General features: G+C 73.3%; 9 protein-coding genes. 6 read left to right on the top strand and 3 right to left on the bottom strand.

All coding sequences use genetic code 11. From position 1 onward, the window contains the following. Nucleotides 1-60: 60 nt before the first annotated feature. The 3 genes from prfB to OG202_RS19585 all read right to left on the bottom strand — a co-directional run bounded on the left by prfB (nucleotide 61) and on the right by OG202_RS19585 (nucleotide 4,879). Nucleotides 61-1,167 carry a peptide chain release factor 2 gene (prfB, locus tag OG202_RS19575; protein ID WP_326582400.1) on the bottom strand — a complete coding sequence of 369 codons (1,107 nt, stop codon included), beginning with the start codon at nucleotides 1,165-1,167 and terminating at the stop codon, nucleotides 61-63. 435 nt (nucleotides 1,168-1,602) lie between these two features. Then, entirely contained in the window at nucleotides 1,603-2,841 is a 1,239-nt protein-coding gene (locus OG202_RS19580; RefSeq protein WP_326582399.1) for a serine/threonine-protein kinase, read from the bottom strand. Between the two features lie 316 nt (nucleotides 2,842-3,157). Then, nucleotides 3,158-4,879 carry a serine/threonine-protein kinase gene (locus tag OG202_RS19585; RefSeq protein WP_328223218.1) on the bottom strand — a complete coding sequence of 574 codons (1,722 nt, stop codon included), beginning with the start codon at nucleotides 4,877-4,879 and terminating at the stop codon, nucleotides 3,158-3,160. A gap of 562 nt (nucleotides 4,880-5,441) precedes the next feature. Between OG202_RS19585 and OG202_RS19590 the strand changes: the two genes are divergently transcribed. The 6 genes from OG202_RS19590 (at nucleotide 5,442) to OG202_RS19615 (ending at nucleotide 18,897) form a co-directional block, all read left to right on the top strand. Beyond that, complete coding sequence (locus tag OG202_RS19590) at nucleotides 5,442-9,758, top strand: FHA domain-containing protein (RefSeq protein WP_328224694.1); 4,317 nt, start codon at nucleotides 5,442-5,444, stop codon at nucleotides 9,756-9,758. Between the two features lie 314 nt (nucleotides 9,759-10,072). Continuing rightward, the gene (locus tag OG202_RS19595) at nucleotides 10,073-11,494 is read left to right on the top strand and encodes an ABC transporter substrate-binding protein (RefSeq protein ID WP_328223219.1); all 1,422 of its coding nucleotides are present in this window, start codon (nucleotides 10,073-10,075) and stop codon (nucleotides 11,492-11,494) included. Nucleotides 11,495-11,503: 9 nt separating this feature from the next. After that, the gene (locus OG202_RS19600) at nucleotides 11,504-12,859 is read left to right on the top strand and encodes a carbohydrate ABC transporter permease (RefSeq protein ID WP_405894207.1); all 1,356 of its coding nucleotides are present in this window, start codon (nucleotides 11,504-11,506) and stop codon (nucleotides 12,857-12,859) included. Next, complete coding sequence (locus tag OG202_RS19605; protein WP_327729449.1) at nucleotides 12,856-13,779, top strand: carbohydrate ABC transporter permease; 924 nt, start codon at nucleotides 12,856-12,858, stop codon at nucleotides 13,777-13,779. The genes OG202_RS19600 and OG202_RS19605 overlap by 4 nt, the downstream gene beginning before the upstream one ends. Before the next feature lie 428 nt (nucleotides 13,780-14,207). Next, the gene (locus tag OG202_RS19610; RefSeq protein ID WP_443052262.1) at nucleotides 14,208-16,487 is read left to right on the top strand and encodes a bifunctional glycosyltransferase/CDP-glycerol:glycerophosphate glycerophosphotransferase; all 2,280 of its coding nucleotides are present in this window, start codon (nucleotides 14,208-14,210) and stop codon (nucleotides 16,485-16,487) included. Nucleotides 16,488-16,704: 217 nt separating this feature from the next. Continuing rightward, entirely contained in the window at nucleotides 16,705-18,897 is a 2,193-nt protein-coding gene (locus OG202_RS19615) for a bifunctional glycosyltransferase/CDP-glycerol:glycerophosphate glycerophosphotransferase (RefSeq protein WP_327729447.1), read from the top strand. Nucleotides 18,898-18,900: the final 3 nt, after the last annotated feature.

Consider the following 18,900-nt stretch of genomic DNA (forward strand, 5'->3'; position numbering starts at 1 on the left):
GGCAACTGCCTTCCAGTGGAAGGCAGTTGCCTTGTCGACAAAGCGCTGAATTCGGCCGCCCTACTTCTCCTGCTGCTTGCGCCAGCGAATTCCGGCCTCCAGGAAGCCATCGATCTCGCCATTGAACACGGCCTCGGGGTTGCCGACTTCGTGGTCGGTGCGGAGGTCCTTGACCATCTGGTACGGGTGCAGGACGTACGAACGCATCTGGTTGCCCCAGGAGTTGCCGCCGTCGCCCTTGAGCGCATCCATCTTGGCCTGCTCCTCCTGCCGGCGCCGGTCGAGGAGCTTCGCCTGGAGGACGTTCATCGCGGACGCCTTGTTCTGGATCTGCGACCGCTCGTTCTGACAGGAGACGACGATGCCCGTGGGGAGGTGGGTGAGCCGGACCGCGGAGTCGGTGGTGTTGACGCCCTGGCCGCCGGGCCCGGACGACCGGTAGACGTCCACCCGCAGCTCGGACTCGTCGATCTCGATGTGGTCCGTCGTCTCGACCACGGGCAGGATCTCGACACCGGCGAAGGAGGTCTGGCGCCGCCCCTGGTTGTCGAAGGGCGAGATACGGACGAGCCGGTGCGTGCCCTGCTCGACGGAGAGCGTGCCGTAGGCGTACGGCACCTGGACGGCGAAGGTGGTGGACTTGATGCCCGCCTCCTCCGCGTACGAGGTCTCGTAGACCTCGGTCTTGTAGCCCTTCTGCTCCGCCCAGCGCAGGTACATCCGCTGCAGCTTCTCGGCGAAGTCGGCGGCGTCGACGCCGCCGGCCTCGGCGCGGATGTTGACGAGGGCCTCGCGGGAGTCGTACTCGCCGGACAGGAGCGTGCGAACCTCCATCTCGTCCAGCGCCTTCCGGACGGAGGCCAGCTCCGACTCGGCCTCCGCGCGGGTGTCCGGGTCGTCCTCCTCCTCGGCCATCTCGAAGAGCACACCGAGGTCGTCGATGCGACCGCGCAGCGCCTCCGCCTTCCGGATCTCGGCCTGGAGGTGGGAGAGCTTGCTGGTGATCTTCTGCGCCTCGTCCGGGTTGTCCCACAGGGACGGCGCGGCTGCCTGCTCCTCGAGCACGGCGACGTCTGCCCTCAGCTTGTCGAGGTCCAAAACGGCCTCGATCGACTCCATGGTCGAGGAGAGGGACTTCAGCTCTTCGGATACATCGACGACTGCCACGCCCCCAGCCTAACGGCTCCGCCGGGCGAGCCATGCGGGGTGCGCCCCCGCCGGGCCCTTGCCCCGGGGCTCCCGCCGGGTGGGTTCGTCGACTGCGGGTGAGTGGGGGCTGATCGCGCAGTTCCCCGCGCCCCTGAAAAGCAGGGGCTGCGCCCCATTGCTTCCGGCTTGCTTTCGGCTTGCTTCCGGCTTACTTCCGGCCCGAAGGCCCGTCGCCTTCCAGGGCCGCAGGGCCTGGTCTTTCAGGCCCGCAGGGTCGTGGACTTTCCAGGGCGGCCGCAGGGCCGTGGACTTTCCAGGGCCGCAGGGCCGCGGACTTTCCAGGCCCGCAGGGGCCTGGGCTTTTAGGGGCGCGGGGAACTGCGCGACCAGCCCCCACCGAACCCGCACCCGCCAACGAACCGCACCGCCCGAGCTATGAGGCGCCCGAAGCACTCAAGGGTTCCCAGGGGCCGAATTCTTCGTGTCGGACGGCGCCCCGCCGTCCTCGTCCCCGGACGTCGCCGCCCACGCCCCCATCCCCACCGCAGCGATCAACGCCACCGCCGCCGCGCCCAACGTGATCCGCCGCCGCCGAACCGCACTCCCCCGGTTCCGCGCGGACCCCGGCCGAGGCGCTCCCGCCGCCCGGGGCACCCGCGCCGTCCCCCGCGCGCCCCCCGCCAGCTCGTCCGGCCCCGGCACCCGCATCGACGTGTGCGTGTCCCGGTTGGAGTCCGGCTTGGCCCCCGGCACCAGCGGCACCGCCCCCCGCCGCACCCGCTCCCGCGGCGCCTCCGCCTCGGCGGGCGCCTCCTCGTACTCGTCCCCGGACTCCGTCCCGGGCTCGTCGACGTCCAGCGGCGGCATCCCCGCCAGCAACGGCAGCTGTTCCCGCAACCGCGCCGCCAGCTCGGACGCCCGCAACCGCGAGGCCGGCGCCTTGGCGAGGCACTGCACGAGCAGCTGCCACAGCTCCTCGGGGATGCCGGGCAGCGGGACGACGGTCTCGGTGACGTGGCGGCGCAGCACGGCGCCGGGGTGCCCGCCGCCGAACGGCGTGAACCCGGCCAGCAGCTCGTACAGCACGGTCGCGAGGGCGTAGATGTCCACGGCCGCACGGGGCGGCAGGCCCTCGACGATCTCGGGGGCGAGATAGTCCGGCGTACCGATGATCTTCGTGGCGCGGGTGCGGCGAGGGGAATCGATCAGCTTGGCGACACCGAAGTCGGTCAGGAGTGCCGGGTGCGCGCCGCCCGGGCCCAGCGGGCCCTGCATGTCCAGCAGCACGTTCTCCGGCTTCACGTCCCGGTGGACGACCCCGGCCGCGTGCGCCGCCGCCAGGCCGTCGGCGATGTCGGCCACTATGGCGACCGCGGCCTCGGGGGCCATGCGCCGCTCCCGGTCCAGACGGGTGCGCAGGTCCGTGCCCCGGACGAGGTCCATGACGAGGGCGAGGTCGTTGCCGTCGACGACGAGGTCGCGTACGGAGACCACGTTCGGGTGGTCGAGGCCCAGCAGCGCGGTGCGCTCCTGGACGAAACGGCTGACGAGTTCCTGGTCGGACGAGAGGTCCTCGCGCAGCAGCTTGATGGCGACGGGGCCCTCCGGGCCCTCACCCAGCCACACCGTGCCGGCGCTGCCCCGCCCCAGAATCTGGTTCGCGGTGTACCGGCTTCCGATCTTCCGTCCCAAGACTGCTCCTACAGGCCGCGTGTTGGCGACAAAGCTACGCGCCCCGGGCCCCAACCTTCACCGCCGAGGCGGAAATCACCCCTCAGATATCGACAAATCCCCAACCCCGGCGACGAGACACCACCAACCGCACCACGCGGGCATGCCAAGGCCGTGGGTGACTGTGCCCCTTCACGGGCGCGGGGAAGAGCGCCCACAGCCGCTCACAACCGTCGCCGAAGCCGAAGCCGAGGTCCAGGCGGGGTCGGGGTCGGGGTCGGGGTCGACGTCGGATCAGGCGCGGGTCATTGCCCGGGGCTCGACCCCCGGGCCCGCGTCACCGGCCCGTGCCGTTGTCCAGTTCGCGGACCCACTTGCCCACGTCGCCGACCCAGTCCGTGAGCTGGCCCCACCAGCTCTGGCCAGTGCCGATCCACCCCTGGAGGGGTGTGAACTCCCAGATCAGCCAGCCTCCGACAAGGAAGAGGACGATCATGAAGAGGCAGCCCTTGAGGCAGCCGAGGCCCGGGATCCGCATCGGGTTGGCGCTGCGCTGACGCGGCTCGCGCGGCGGCCGGGGCTCACGCTGGGGCCGGGGCGCGGGCTGCTGGGGCTGCGGCGCCAGCGCGTGCCGCTGCGGCTGCCGACGCTGAGGCTGCTGCGGCGGCGGGGGCGCCGGGGCGTACGGCTGTTGCTGCTGCGGGTGGCCGTACCCCTGGCCGGGGCCGCCCTGCGGCGGGCGCTGCTGCCTGCGCGGCGGCTGCTGCGGAGGCTGCTGGGGCTGCTGCGGGCGGCCCGCCTGCCGCTGGGGGCGGCGGCGCAGCGGGTCCTCGCTGGGGTCGAGGTACTGGACCTGGGTCTGCTCGTTGCGGTCGCGGGCCGCGCGGAGCTGGTTCTGCCAGGGGTGGGGCTGCTCGGGCTGCTGCCCGCCCGGGTCGTGCGGCGGCACCGGCGGCATGACGGAGGTCGGGTCGGCGCCGGACGTGTGCGGGAGCACGGTCGTGGGGTCGCCCGAGCCCGCGGGGCCCGAGGTGTGCGGGAGCACGCTGGTCGCGCCGTTCGGGTCGTACGAACCGGCGCCGTGCGGCAGCACCTGCGTCGGGTCGGCGGAGCCGAACGGCTCGGGGGCGCCCGGCACCTGCGCGGGCGCCGGGTCGGGGGCGAGGATGTGGCCCACGCCCTCGGCGGCGGCGATCTGCATGGAGTTCGCGTGCACACCGACGCCCTCGGCGACGATGCGGAGCGCGCGGGCGAGGTTGACGGCGCTGGGCCGCTCGCGCGGGTTCTTGCGCAGGCAGCGCTCGATGACCGTCCACAGCGGGTCGGGGACGGTGGACGGGCGGCGCGGCTCGGCGCTGAGGTGCTGGTGCAGGACTTCGAGCGCGGACTGGCCGTTGAACGGCGGGCGCCCGGTGACCAGTTCGTACATCAGGATGCCGGCGCCGTAGATGTCGACGGCGGAGGTCTGCGGCTGGCCCTCGGCGGACTCGGGGGCGACGTACGCGGGCGTGCCGACGAACTCGCTGGTCCGGGTCAGCCCCGGGGAGTCGGCGAGGCGGGCGATGCCGAAGTCGGTCAGCATCGGGTGCATCTGGCCGCCGTCCTGCTTGAGCAGCACGTTGGCGGGCTTCAGGTCGCGGTGGACGACGCCGTCGGCGTGGCTGGCGGCGAGCGCGTCGGCGATCTGCGCGGTGAGCAGGGACGCGCCGACGGGCGTGAAGGGACCGTTCTCGCGGAGGTAGCGGTGCAGGTCGGGGCCCTCGACCAGGTCCATGACCAGCGCCAGCAGATCACCCTCGACCACGAGGTCCCGCACCCGCACGACGTTCGGATGGGTGAGCCGGAGCAGCACGGAGCGCTCCCGCAGGAACCGCATCACGATGTCCGCGTCGCTCGCGAGCTCCTCCTTGAGGACCTTGATCGCCACGGTCTCGCCGGGGTGCCCGGGCACCGCCGCCTCGGCCCCCGCGGTCTCCCGCTGGCGGGCGCGCCAGACGGTGCCTGTGGCGCCGCGTCCAATCGGCTCCTCAAGGAGGTACTTGCTCCCTACCGGCCGCACGTCATGCGCTCCCTGTTGCTTGCTTGCCTGGTCACGCCCTGGAGTTCCGCGGACGTTCCGACCCACTGTAGTGCGGCCGTCCTCGGTACCGGGCTGTCCTCTTCCTGACTCTTCCCGCCCGCTTTGCTGTGACTTGGTCCGACTTGCTGTGTGCTGCCTGTCGGTGTCCGTGTCCGCGAGTACGTACGGGTACCCGTGTGCGTTCGATGGAAAGACGCTCACCCGTGGGCGGTTGGTTGCCGGACACGGGCGTACGGGGTTCCGGATACGGGCGTGCCCCGTCCCTGATGCGGACGCGACCGATCCCGAATGCGGACGCGAGGCGGACGTGACCGATCTCAAGTGATCAACTGGCGGGCACCGGTCAGGCACTTTTGGGGGCAGAGCCGACCAATCAAGATCACTTGACGGTGGGCGGCGGGCGTGTTGTCAGTGGCAGGTGCGAGGATGCCTCCAGTACTGGCCGACGTGCCCGTGAGCGGTGGGGGAAGTCTGCGGTGGGGACCGCGCAGTCTCGTCCTCGTCGTCGCGGGTGCCCGCGCGGAAGGGACCGCTGACGGCGATGCAGATCCGGCTGACCGTCGTAGACCCGCTGGGACCGCCCTCTGAGCCGCGAGGACGAGCCACGGCCTGCGACGTGCTGGTCACGGCGCCCGCCGGGACGGCGCTGGCCGCCGTGGCCTCGGGCCTCGCCTCCGCCGTCGGCGAGGGCGGTGCGGAGCGGCTGGAGCGCAGTCGGGAGGTCGGCGGCGGGCAGGTCGTGCTGTACGCCGGCGCCGAGCGCCTCGACGCCCAGCGCTGCACCCTCGGCGAGCCGCCCCTCATCGACGGCGCGGTGCTCTCCCTGGGCGCCCCCTCCGAGCCGGGCCCCGAGGTCGACGAGGCCGCCGCGCAGCTCCATGTCGTGGCCGGTCCCGACGCCGGCGGCGTCCACCTGCTGCACGGCGGCAAGATCCACATCGGCCGCTCCGCCGACGCCGACGTCCCCCTCGACGACCCGGACGTCTCCCGTCTCCACTGCGCCGTCACCCTCTCCGCCGACGGCCGCGTCTCCGTCGTCGACCTCGGCTCCACCAACGGCACCACCCTCGACGGCACCCGCGTGGGCGACCGCCCGGTCCGCCTCGCCCCGGGTGCCCTCCTCCGCATCGGCGAGTCCGCCCTCCGTCTGGCCTCGTCGTCCGGGGCGCGGGGCATAGGGACGACGCCCGACGGGGAGGGCCACGTCCGGGTGACGGTGGGGGCGGGGGCCCCCGGGGGTGGTACCGGCTTCGGCTCGACGGCCGACGGTTCGGGTTCCGCGGGCAGGGGCCCGGGCTCCGGTGGCGGGGCTTCGGGCTCCGCGGGCGGCGGTTCCGACGCCAGCACAGGTGTGGGGGCCGATGGGGGTTCCCGTTCGGGGGCGGAGGCTCAGCGGGGCTCCGGCTCCGGCTCCGGCTCCGGCTCCGGCTCCGGCTCCGGCTCCGGCTCCGGCTCCGGGAGAGGGTCTCGCGGGGGTGCGGCGGGGCACGGGGCCGAGGATCCGGCGCACGGTCGTGCCGAGCGGCGGACGGTGCCGGGGCAGGGCGGGGTGCCCGGGATCGAGCGGACGGCGGGACGAGCGGGGTCCCCCACGGCCGGTACGGGGCGGGGGGCCGTGTCCGGTGCCGACCGGAGGCCGCACGAGGGACCTCACATGGGGGCGACGGGCGGGCGCGGGGCGGAAGCCCATGGCCGCGTCGGCGACCCGAGCGCGGCCGGTGATCCGTACGGGCCCGGTGATTCCCGCGACGCCCTTGATACGCGCACGTCCGGCGGGCACGGCGGCTCCGGTGGACCGGACCGCGCCGGTGAGCCCGGTGGAGCCAGCGGCTCCCGGGGTGCCGGCGGCCCGGAAGGCTTCCGTGGGGCCCCTGGGCCGGAGGATTCCGGGGACGTCGGCGGTCCGGCCGAGTCCGGCACCCGTAAGGGCACTCCCCTCCGGGGGACGGAGGTGCCGCGTGGGGTGCGCAAACGGGGTGGGTTCGGGGCCTGGGCGCGGAGGCTGGCCGGGGGGCGGGGGCAGGCGGAGGCGGAGTACGACCCGTACGAGTACGACGCGGAGTACGACGAGGACGAGCGCGGGGCGATGGCCTCGGTGCTCCCGGGCGGGAAGCGCCTGCCGGAGACGTGGCCGGACCCCGCCGCGCTGCTGCTCACCGCGCTCGGACCGGGCGCCCGGCTGTGGGAGCGGGGGCCGGGGCACCCGGAGGCGCTGACGGTGCGGCTGGGTACGGCCGACCGGGCGGCGCCGGACGGATCGGGGCTGTTGCCGGCGGTGCCGGTGACCACCGGGCTGCGGGAGGTCGGCGCGCTGGGGCTGGCCGGGCCGCGCCCCCGGCTGATGGGGCTGACCCGCGCGGTCGTCGCCCAGCTCGCCGCGCTGCACTCCCCCGACACCCTGGAACTGGTCCTGATCAGCGCAGACCGCTCCCGCTCCGCCGAGCAGCGCACCGCCGACTGGTCCTGGCTTGGCTGGCTCCCCCATCTCCGCCCGGCCCACGGCCAGGACTGCCGCCTTCTCCTCGCCTACGACCGTGAGCAGACGACGGCACGTCTGGACGAGCTGCTCCGCCGTCTGGAGGACCACGCGGCGGACACGGCGGGGCACGCGCCCGGGAGCACGGCGGGCGAGGGCGGCGGCCGTGCGGCGGCGGCCGGGGCACCGAAGCCGTCCGGTAACCGCCACGACGCCGCGACGGGCGATCGGCCCGGCGAGCCGACGAACCACCGGCCCGGGGGGCCGACGGACCACACGACCGGGCGTACGACCGGAGCGGGCGCCGGGGCCGGAGACCTCGCGGGTCGCGGCACCGATCGCGGTGGGACGGGCGACGGAGCGGACGGTGGCTCCGGGCGGCGGGCCGTGCGGCGGCCGTCGTGGGCCCGGGAGGACGAACCGGCGGACGGTGGCTTCGCGGGGCCGTACACGGTGGTGATCGTGGACGGGGACCCCGGCGGCGCCGATGTGCGCGAGGCCGTGGTGCGGCTGGCGCAGGAAGGCCCCCGCGCCGGGATCCATGTCGTGTGCCTCGCCGAGACGGAGTCCGCGTCGCCCGCCTCCCCGGTGACGGAGACGTACACGGCGGCCTGCGAGGCCTCGCCCGCGTTCCGCGCGTGCGGGGCGGTCGCCCTGCTCAGCGGTGACGTCGCCACGGCGCTACGGCTGCTGCGGGTCGCCTCCGCCGGGTTCGGCGCGGGGAGCGGTTCCGGGGCGGCGGGTCCGGCCGGGCCCGGCCGGACGGGGACCACGCGCTCCGCGCCCCCCGCGTCCGCCGACCACGCGCGCGGTACGGCCCCCGACACCCCGTCGGGCCGCCCCCGCCCCGATCACTCCGACCGTTCCGGCCGCGTCCACCGGTCCGCTCCGGCGGACCACGCCTCGGTGAGCCGTACGCACACCCACATCGACCTCGGGGGGCGCGCGCTCTCCGCTGCCGACGAGCGGACGCGTCCCGGCACCCGGGACCTCGCCCCGCTCGACCCGAACGACGCCCCCGGACTGCTGAACCACGGCACGGTGGCCACGCTGGACGCGGTGTCGGCGGCGTGGGCGGAGCGGTTCGCGCGGGCGCTGGCGCCGCTGCGGACGGACGGGACGGCCGGGGACCGGCAGGCGCGGGTGTCGGCGCCGCTGCCGCAGTCGGCGCGGCTGCTGGACGAGTTGGGGCTGGCGCGGGCCACCCCGGCGTCCTTGATGGCGCGGTGGGCGGACGCGACCGACGACGCGACGGCGCTCGGCGGGCGGGCCTGGGCCGTGCTCGGCGCGGGGCCGCGCGGGCCGGTCTCCGTGGACCTCGTCGCCGAGGGCCCCCATCTGCTGATCGAGGGGCCTGCCGGCAGCGGTCGTACGGAGTTGCTGCGGGCCGTCGCCGCGTCGCTGGCCGCCGCCGAGCGGCCCGACCGGCTGGGCATCGCCCTCGTGGACGGTCGGGACGGCGGTGCCGGCTCCGGTGCCGGCGGCGGGCGGGCCGGGGAGGGGCTGGGGGCCTGTACCGACCTGCCCCATGTCGGTACGCATCTCACGGCCAACGACCCCGTCCGTATGCGGGAGTTCGCCCAGTCCTTGATCGCCGAGCTGAAGCGCCGGTTCGAGTTGCTCGGCGGGCTCGGTTTCGTGGAGTGGCACACGCGGCGTGAGGTCTCGGGCCGTATCGTCCCGCAGCGCTCGGCGACGTCGGGGGCGGCGAGGTCCGGGACGGCCACGCCCGGCGCGTCGGCAGGGGGCTCGGCCGGGGCCGCCGATCTCGACTCGTCGTCCAGTTCCACGCTTCGGCTGCGGCCGGCGGCGAGCCGCAGGAACACCGACCAGGGCGGCAGGGGCGCGGCGGGGCGGAACCCCGCCACGGAACTCCCCCGGCTCGTCGTCATCGTCGACGACCTCGACGCGCTGCTGTCACCCCCGTTGGGGTCCACGGGGCGGCCGGCGGCGGGGTCGGTCGTCCGGGCCCTGGAGGCGGTGGCCCGGGAGGGTGAGCGCCTCGGCGTGCATCTCGTCGCCACGACCGGCGTGGGCGGACGGGCGGGCGAGAGTGAGCTGGGGCGGGCGGCCGGCGGCCGTGTCGTCCTGAGCGCACCGGTGCCGGGGCCGGACGAACCCGCGCCGGGCCGGGGCGAGTTGCTGGGCGAGGGGGGCCGCACGACCGCCTTCCAGGCGGGCCGTGTCACGGGCCGCATCCCGCGCACCGCGACCCTCCGCCCGACCGTCGTACCGATCGACTGGGCGCGGATGGGCGATCCGCCGGCCCGGCGCCCCGTCCGGGAACTGGGGAACGGCCCCACGGACCTGGCCCTGCTGGCCAGCGCGCTGGACCGCGCGGCACGGGAGGTCTCGGCGACGGGCGTACCGTCCCTGCTGTGAGGGCCCCCGGCGCCGGAGGCGGCCGGGGGTCGAAGGCGCTGACCGGGGCAGGAAGTGTCAGCGCCACCGGGCAACAGCCGCGCCCTTGAGGGGCGCGGGGAACCGCGCGAGCGACCACGGTGGGCCGACAGCCCGTCAACGACGCATCACCTCACGGCGATTGAGCGCCCGTCACCCACCCCCATGGTCACGACGCGGTCACGATCAAGGAGTTGACACCGCAGGCGCTCTTGCCGCCCCCGGGCACCCGGCGTAGACCAGAGCCCACGGGACAGCGCTCTACGTTCGACGACGCACGGAGAACGGGGTCAGTGATGCGCAACATCCACCGCATTCGTCGCATTCTTCGTACCCGCAAGAACCATCCCCACCGCGGGCACACCCATCCACCCACGTCAAAAGCCCTCGCGGCCCTCGCCGCAGGCGTCCTCGCCCTCTCCCTCACCGCGTGCGGCGGTGACGACGACGGCGGCGACGGTGACACCGGCAACGACGGCGGCAGCGAGGCCACCGTCCAACTCCCCAAGCTGGACGGCCAGAAACTGGAGGTCGCGGCGGTCTTCACCGGCCCGGAGCTGGACAACTTCCAGAAGGTGCTGGACGAGTTCGAGAAACGCACCGGCGCCTCGGTGACCTTCGTGCCGACCGGCAACAACACCTCCACGTTCCTCGGTACGAAGATCGAGGGCGGCAAGCCGCCGGACGTGGCGTTCCTGCCGCAGGTCGGCGTGTTGCACCAGTTCGCCGAGAAGGGCTGGGTGAAACCGCTCGGCAGCGAGGCCCAGGCACAGCTGGACAAGAACTTCTCGGACGGCTGGAAGGACCTGGGCGCGTACGAGGGCAAGCAGTACGGCGTGTACGCGAAGGCCGCCAACAAGTCCCTCGTCTGGTACAACACCGCGGCCTTCGAGGCGGCCGGTATCACCGAAGAACCCAAGACGTGGGCCGAGTTCATCCAGACCGCCCAGACGCTCTCCGACGCCGGCTCCCCCGCCGTGTCGATCGGCGGCGCGGACGGCTGGACGCTCACCGACTGGTTCGAGAACGTCTATCTCTCTCAGGCGGGCCCGGAGAAGTACGACCAGCTCGCCAAGCACGAGATCAAGTGGACCGACCCCTCCGTCAAGGACGCCCTCACCACGCTCGCCGAGCTGTGGGGCAAGGACGACCTGATCGCGGGCGGCGCCTCCGGCGCGCTCCAGACCGAGTATCCGAAGTCGATCACGCAGACCTTCGGTGGGGAGACCCCGGCGGGGATGGTGTTCGAGGGCGACTTCGTGGCCGTCACCATCAACGGTGACACGGACGCGAAGATCGGCACGGACGCCAAGGTGTTCCCGTTCCCGGCGGTCGGCGACGACTCCCCCGTGGTCACCGGCGGCGACGCGGCCGTGGCGCTGAAGGACGGCAAGGGCGCACAGGCGCTGCTCACCTTCCTCGCCTCGACCGACGCGGCGGAGATCTGGGCGGCACAGGGCGGCTTCCTCTCCCCCAACAAGGAGATGGACGACGGCAGTTACAAGGACGACGTCACCCGGGAGATCGCCAAGGCACTGCTCGCGGCGGGCGACGACTTCCGCTTCGACATGTCCGACCAGGCCCCGGCGGCGTTCGGCGGCACGCAGGGCGTGGGTGAGTGGAAGGACCTGCAGGACTTCCTGAAGAGCCCCGACGACGTGGCCGGTGCCCAGAAGCAGCTGGAGACCGACGCGGCGAAGGCCTACGGGAACGGCTGACGGCGACCCATGTCGTCTGCCGTGACGAAGACGGCGGGGGGCGCCGGTGCGACTCCGGCACCCCCCGCCGCACCGCGCAAGAGCGTGACGGGTACGCGGCTGTGGGTGGCGGTGCTGTTTCTGCTGCCCGCGCTGGTGCTGCTCGGCGCGCTCGTGGTCTACCCGATCGGGTACTCGGTCTGGCGGAGCCTGTTCGACGCGGACGGCTCGGGCTTCGTCGGCCTGGACAACTACGCGGAGATCTTCTCCGACGACTCCACCCTCGTCGCCGTACGCAACACCGCGATCTGGGTCGCGGTGGCCCCGGCGCTCGTCACCGCGCTCGGTCTGATCTTCGCGGTGCTGACCGAACGGGTGCGCTGGGGAACGGCGTTCAAGCTGATCGTCTTCATGCCGATGGCGATCTCGATGCTGGCCGCGGGCATCATCTTCCGGCTGGTGTACGAGCAGGATCCGGACCAGGGCGTCGCCAACGCGGTCGTCACGTCCGTGCACGACGTCTTCGTCGACGAGTCCGTGTACCCGAAGGCCCGGCCCAACGCCCAGGTGAGCGACCTGAAGGCGTCCGGCGGCGGGTCGTTCACCACGGAGGGGACCGTACGGGCGGGCACCCCGGCGCTCCTTCCCCTCGTCGGCATCGCTCCCAACCGGCTGCCCGGCGACGCGCGGGACGCGAAGGCCGCCACCGGCGACGACGTCACCGGCACCGTCTGGCTGGACTTCCGGCTCGGTGGCGGTGGCGAGAAGGGGGCCGTCGACCCGGGCGAGAAGGCGCTGGAGGGGGTCAAGGTCGAGGCGGTGAAGGACGGGAAGGTCGTCGCCACCGCGACCAGCGGCTCCGACGGCACGTTCAGCCTGCCCAAGTCGGCCGACGGGGCCCAACTCAAGCTGCCCGGCTCGAACTTCGCGGCGCCCTACAACGGCATCGACTGGCTCGGCCCGACCCTCGTCACCCCGGCCGTCATCGGCTCGTACGTCTGGATGTGGGCGGGCTTCGCGATGGTGCTGATCGCGGCGGGGCTGGCCGGGGTGGACCGCAACCTGCTCGAAGCGGCCCGGGTGGACGGGGCGAACGAGTGGCAGGTGTTCCGCAAGGTCACCGTGCCGCTCCTCGCGCCGGTCCTGGTCGTCGTCCTCGTCACGCTGATGATCAACGTGATGAAGGTGTTCGACCTCGTCTACATCATCGCGCCCCAGCCCACCCAGGACGAAGCCAACGTCCTCGCCCTGCAGCTCTACTTGGTGTCGTACGGCGGCGGGGGCGACTTCGGTCTCGGCAGCGCGATCGGTGTGGTTCTGCTGCTGCTCGTGCTGCCGGTGATGTGGGTCAACATCCGGCGTCTCAGGAAGGAGCGCCAGCGGTGACCGCTCTCGAAACCCCCGCGCCGGCCCCCGCGCCGGGGACTCCGGCGCGCGAGGAGCCCGTACGCGCCAAGCGCTCCGTCGCCGCCCGGCTCGCGAGCGGCGCGGCGGGCGGCGCACTGCGTGTGTTCCTGCTGCTTGTGGCGCTGTTCTGGCTGGTGCCCACCTTCGGGCTGTTGGTCTCGTCGTTCCGCGACCCGACCGACATCTCCGCCTCCGGGTGGTGGAAGGTGTTCTCGGCTCCGGCCCAACTCACCACCAAGAGCTACCGGTCGCTGCTGGAGAACGACGACGTCACCCACGCCCTCGTCAACACCATCTGGATCACGGTGCCGGCGACCCTGCTGGTCGTCCTGATCGGCGCGATGGCCGGATACGCCTTCGCCTGGCTGGACTTCAAGGGCCGCGACTGGTGGTTCATGGTCGTGGTGGGGCTGTTGGTCGTGCCGGTGCAGGTGGCGCTGATCCCGCTGTCCGGGCTCTTCCGGGACCTCGGGATCTTCGGCGACATCATCGGTGTCGTCCTCTTCCACGTCGGCTTCGGACTGCCGTTCGCGATCTTCCTGTTGCGCAACTTCTTCGCGGAGATCCCGCGTGAACTGCTGGAGGCGGCGCGGCTGGACGGGGCGGGCGAGATACGGCTGTTCACGACGGTCGTACTGCCGCTGGCCGCACCGGCGTTGGCGTCACTGGGGATCTTCCAGTTCCTGTGGGTGTGGAACGACATGCTGGTCGCGCTGGTCTTCTCCAGCTCCGGCTCCCAGCCGCTGACGGTCGCACTCCAGCAGCAGGTAAGGCAGTTCGGCAGCAACATCGAGATCCTGGCGCCGGGCGCGTTCATCTCGATGGTGATCCCGCTCGCCGTGTTCTTCGCGTTCCAGAGGCAGTTCGTGTCGGGGGTGATGGCGGGGGCGGTGAAGTAGGAGCAAGGGCGCCTCATAGCTCGGGAGTTGGGGGTGTAGTGGCGGGTGCGGGTGCGTGGGGGCTGGTCGCGCAGTTCCCCGCGCCCCTGAAAAGCCGGGGCTACGCCCCGTGCTTTTCGGCCCGCAGACCCGTCGCTCTTCAGGCCCACGAGGCCGTGGTCTTCAGGCCCGCAGGGGCCTGGTCTTTAGGGGCGCGGGGAACTGCGCGACCAGCCCCCACGCACCCGCACCCGCCCGACAGCCCCAGCACCCCGAGCTACTGGGCGCCCCCCGCCCGGCGGAGCCCAACCGCGTGAACAAACCCCGCACGCCCACGAGTTCACCCCGTGCGCCCCCAGGCCCCGTGGATATCCCCCGTATGGAACACACCGCGTAACCAAATCATCCCATCGGCCGTTTCCGGGCAGTATGCCCGCGCCGACCCATGGATGTCCTCCTTGCCCAGGTTCAGTGTCATCGTTCCCGCGTACAAGGTTCAGGCGTACTTGCACGAATGCCTGGATTCCGTGCTGTCCCAGTCCTTCACCGACCTCGAACTGATCGTCGTCGACGACGCCTCCCCCGACGGCTGCGGGTCGATCGCCGACGAGATCGCGGCCCGTGATCCCCGTGTACGGCGAACCGTGCTCCTGCGGGAGAACGCGGGGCCGGGTGCCGCCCGCAACAAGGGAATGGAGTACGCGAGGGGGGACTACCTCCTCTTCCTCGACGGCGACGACACGTTCACGCCGGGCGCGCTCCAGGCGATCGCCGACCGCGTCAAGGAGACCGGCGAACCGGACGTCCTCGTCCACGACTTCGCGCGAACCTCCTGGTCGGGCGAGCCGGTCCGCGACGAGCGCACGCTCCAGCTCACCGAGCAGGGCCCGGCCCCCTTCCGGCTCGACGACCGCCCGGGCCTGCTCGGCGTCCGCCCGGTGGTGTGGAACAAGGCGTACAAACGGGAGTTCGTCGAGGACCACGACTTCCGCTTCCCGCCCGGCATCTACGAGGCCACGGCCTGGACGTACCCGGTCCTGATGGCCGCCGCGTCCGTCGCCACCCTCGACCGGGTCTGCGTCCACCACCGGCGCCGCCGGCACGGCAGCCTGCTCGGGGCGACCACACGCGGTCACTTCGACGTGTTCGAGCAGTACGACCGGGTGTTCGCGTACGTCGACGAGCGGCCGGAGCTGGCGCAGTGGCGTCCGGTGCTGTTCCGGCACATGGTCGGCCACCTCACCTCCGTGTTCTCCCGGCGCCACCGGCTGCCGCGCGAGGCGCGCGCCGAGTTCCTGCGCACGGTCCGCGCGTACTGCGCCCGCTACCGCACCCCGGGCACCCCCGTCCGCGCCCGCGCCCGGCTCCGGCACGCGCTCCTGCGGATCGGCAGCCCGCGCGCCCACCGCGCGCTGTGGGCCGGGGCGCGGCTGGGCCGGGGCGCCGGACGCCTGGTGCGGGACCTGGCCGGCCTCTTCCGCGCCGCCGGGCTGCGCCTCCACTACCGCGTCCAGCGCCTCCTCCCGCTGCGTGCCGACCGGGCGGTGTTCGCGGCGTACGGGGGCCGCGGCTATGTGTGCAGCCCGGCCGCGCTGGAGAACGCGTTCCGTACGTATGTCCCCGGGATGCGCACCTCGTGGGTCGCGCGCCCGGAGCACCACCACACGCTCCCGGTGGCGACCCGGCGGGTGCTCCCCGGCTCGATGGCGTACTGGACGGCGCTCGCCCGCTCCAAGTACCTGGTGAACAACGTGGACTTCGACCGGCGCCTGGTCAAACGGACCGGTCAGGTTCTGCTCCAGACCCAGCACGGCACACCGCTCAAGCACATGGGCCTCGACCTCCAGGACCGGCCGGCGGCGGCCCGCGGCACCGACTTCGCGGCCGTGCTGCGCGGCAGCGACCAGTGGGACTACGTCCTGTCCGGAAACCGTCACTCCACTCTCGTCTGGGAGCGCGTCTACCCGTCCCCGTACACGACCCTCGAACACGGCTCACCGCGCAACGACGTCTTCCTGAGGGCGAATTCGGCGGACGTGGCCCGGGTGCGCGAACACCTCGGCATCCCCGAGGGCTCGGTCGCCGTCCTGTACGCCCCCACGCACCGCGACTACCGCCACTCGCAGCGCGCACACCTCGACCTGGAGCGGGTGCTGCGCAAGCTCGGGCCGCGCTTCGTCATCCTGGCCCGCGCCCACCACGCGTACGACTCCCCGCTGACCGACCTGGCGCACGGCCGCCTGCTGGACGTCACCGGCCATCCGAGCGTGGAGAACCTGTGCCTCGCCTCGGACGCCCTGGTCACGGACTACTCGTCCCTGATGTTCGACTACGCCAACCTCGACCGGCCCATCGTCATCCACTCCGAGGACTGGGAGGCGTACGAGGCGGCGCGTGGCACGTACTTCGATCTGCGGTCCTTCCCGCCGGGCGCCGTCGCGCGCAGCGAGGACGAGCTGATCGACATCTTCGCCACGGGGCACTGGCGGGGGTCGCGGTCGGCGCAGTTGCGGTCCGCGTTCCGTGACCGGTTCTGTCCGTACGACGACGGGCGGGCGGCGGAGCGGGTGGTGCGGCGGGTCGTGCTGGGTGACACCGCGCCGGTCGGCTTCGTCCCGCTGTCCGGGCGCCACCCCGTTCCGTCCGCCGCCGCGGCCCGGCCGTCGTCGCCGCTGGCGACGGTCCCGGGCCAGGCCCAGCCGGGTGCGGACGACTCCCTGCGCGCGTAACGGTTTTCAGCGTTTTCAGTCGCCCCCGCCGCCCCTACCCGTCCCATCCCCTCCAGGGGCTGCGCCCCTTCGACCCCCAGGTGCGGGTTCGTCGTGGTTGCTCGCGCGGTTCCCCGCGCCCCTGAAGAGCAGGGGCTGCGCCCCGTGCATTCGTTCCAGCCCCCCACCCGCCCCCAGCCGAACCACGCGCCCCACGCACCGAACCCGAAAGGCAAGAATGCCCCGCTTCAGCATCATCGTCCCCACGTACGGTGTCGAAGGGCGCCTGTCGCTCGCTCTGGAGTCGGTTCTCGGTCAGCCGTTCGGTGACTTCGAGCTGATTCCGGTGCATGAGGCGGCGGCGGACTCACCGGCCGGGGCGGTCAGCGCCGCGTACGCCACCAGGGACACCCGGGTGACCCCCGTCCAGTCGTCGCCCTCGGGCGGGCTGAGCGCCGCCCGCAACGCGGGACTGGCCGCGGCGCACGGGACGTACGTCCTGTTCCTGGACGGGGACGACACGCTCGCGCCGGGCGCGCTGCAGGCGATCGCGGACCGGCTGGGCGGGACAGGCGACCCCGACGTCCTGTACTTCGCGCACGAACGCGCGCACTGGTGGGAGGGCGGTACGACCGTCGTGCGCCCGACCGGTCCGGACACCCCGGCGTGGAGCGCGGCCTACCGCCGGGACTTCCTCGGCGAGCGCCAACTCATGTTCCCCATCGGCCATTTCACCGACCTCGGCTGGAGCGGGCTGGTCGCGCTCGCCGCCGACCGTACGGCCGAGCTGCGGGACACGGTCTGCGTACGCCATCTGCTGCGCCGGCGGGGCAGCCGGCTGGACGCGCCCGGCGACCACCAGCTCGAACTCCTCGACCAGGTGGAGCTGGTACTCGCCAGGGCCGCGGCCGGACAAAGGCTGTCGGAGGCGTTGTTCGCGCAGCTGTTCGCGGTCGTGCTGCGGAGCCTCGCCCACCCGGAGCGGCTGCCCGCCCACCACCGCCGCGCGTTCTTCCGCCGCGCCACGCACCTCTACCGCCTCCACCACCCGGCCGGCTTCCGCCCGCCCACCGGCAGCCTCGGCGTCCAGCACCGGCTGCTCGCGACCGGCTCGTACGCCGGGTTCCGGGTCCTGTGCGCCGCCCACCGGGCGGTGGCCGGAGCCCTGGCGGCGCTGCCCCGCCCCCGTGCGCCCCTGACCCGCGCCCTGTACGCCGCCCAGCGCGTCCTCCCGCTGGACAGGAACCTCGCCGTGTACTGCGCGTACCGGGGCCGTGGCGTCGGCCGCGACCCCGCCGCCCTCCACGCGAAGGCCCGTGAGCTCGCCCCGTGGCTCCGCTCGGTGTTCCTGGTCGAGCCCGACGCGGTGGACCGTCTCCCGTCGGACGTCGAGTACGCCGTCATCGGCAGCCGGCGCTCCTGGCGGGTTCTCGCCCGCGCCAAGTACCTGGTCCACAACGCCGACTTCGACGCCGACTTCGCGGACGCGGTCGTCAAGCGTCGCGGCACCGTGCACCTCCAGACCCAGCACGGCACCCCGCTGACGACGAGGGGCGTGCGCCGGTCCCCGTACCCGGTGGCGGCCGCCGCGTCCGGCCGCTTCACGGACCTCCTCGGGCGCGTGGACCGCTGGGACTTCTGCCTCTCCACCAACCGGCACTCCACCGAGACCTGGGAGCGGGCCTTCCCGGGCCGGTACGAGCAGCTGGAGTACGGCTGTCCGCGCAACGACGTCTACTACACGGCGACGGCCGAGGACGTGGCGCGCGCCCGGCGCGAACTGGGTGTTCCCGAGGGCAGGAAGGCCGTCCTCTACGCCCCCACCCACCGCGACCACGCCACCGGCCACGGCCCCCGGCTCGACCTGGCGGCCTTCTGCGAGGCGGTGGGCGAGGAGTTCGTGGTGCTGCTGCGGGCGCACCACTTCTCCGACGGGTTCTCCGGCGACGGGTTCTCCGGCGACGGAACCTCCCGCGGGAGCGACGGCCGGATCATCGATGTCGGTGCGCACCGCTCCACCGAGGACGTCTGCCTCGCCGCCGACGCGCTGATCACCGACTACTCGTCCCTGATGTTCGACTACGCCCACCTCGACCGGCCGATCGTGATCCTCGCGGACGACTGGGAGGTCTACCGGGAGACCCGGGGCGTCTGCTTCGACCTGCCGACCACACCGCCCGGTCATGTGGCGCGTACCGAGCGGGAGTTGGCGGACCTGTTCCGTGACGGGTCGTACGCGGACCTGAAGGCCGACGTCCTGCGGGCCGTCTTCCGGGAGCGGTTCTGCCAGTTCGACGACGGGCGGGCGGCCGAGCGGGTCGTACGGCGGGTGTTCCTCGGCGAGCGGCCGGAGGCGCTGCCGCCCGTCGTGCCGCTCGCCGAGCGCACGCCGGCCCCGGCGCCCGCCGCCGCGACCCTCGTGAGGAGCTGACGG

The sequence above is a fragment of the Streptomyces sp. NBC_00310 genome, assembly GCF_036208085.1.
In the GTDB taxonomy this organism is placed as follows: domain Bacteria; phylum Actinomycetota; class Actinomycetes; order Streptomycetales; family Streptomycetaceae; genus Streptomyces.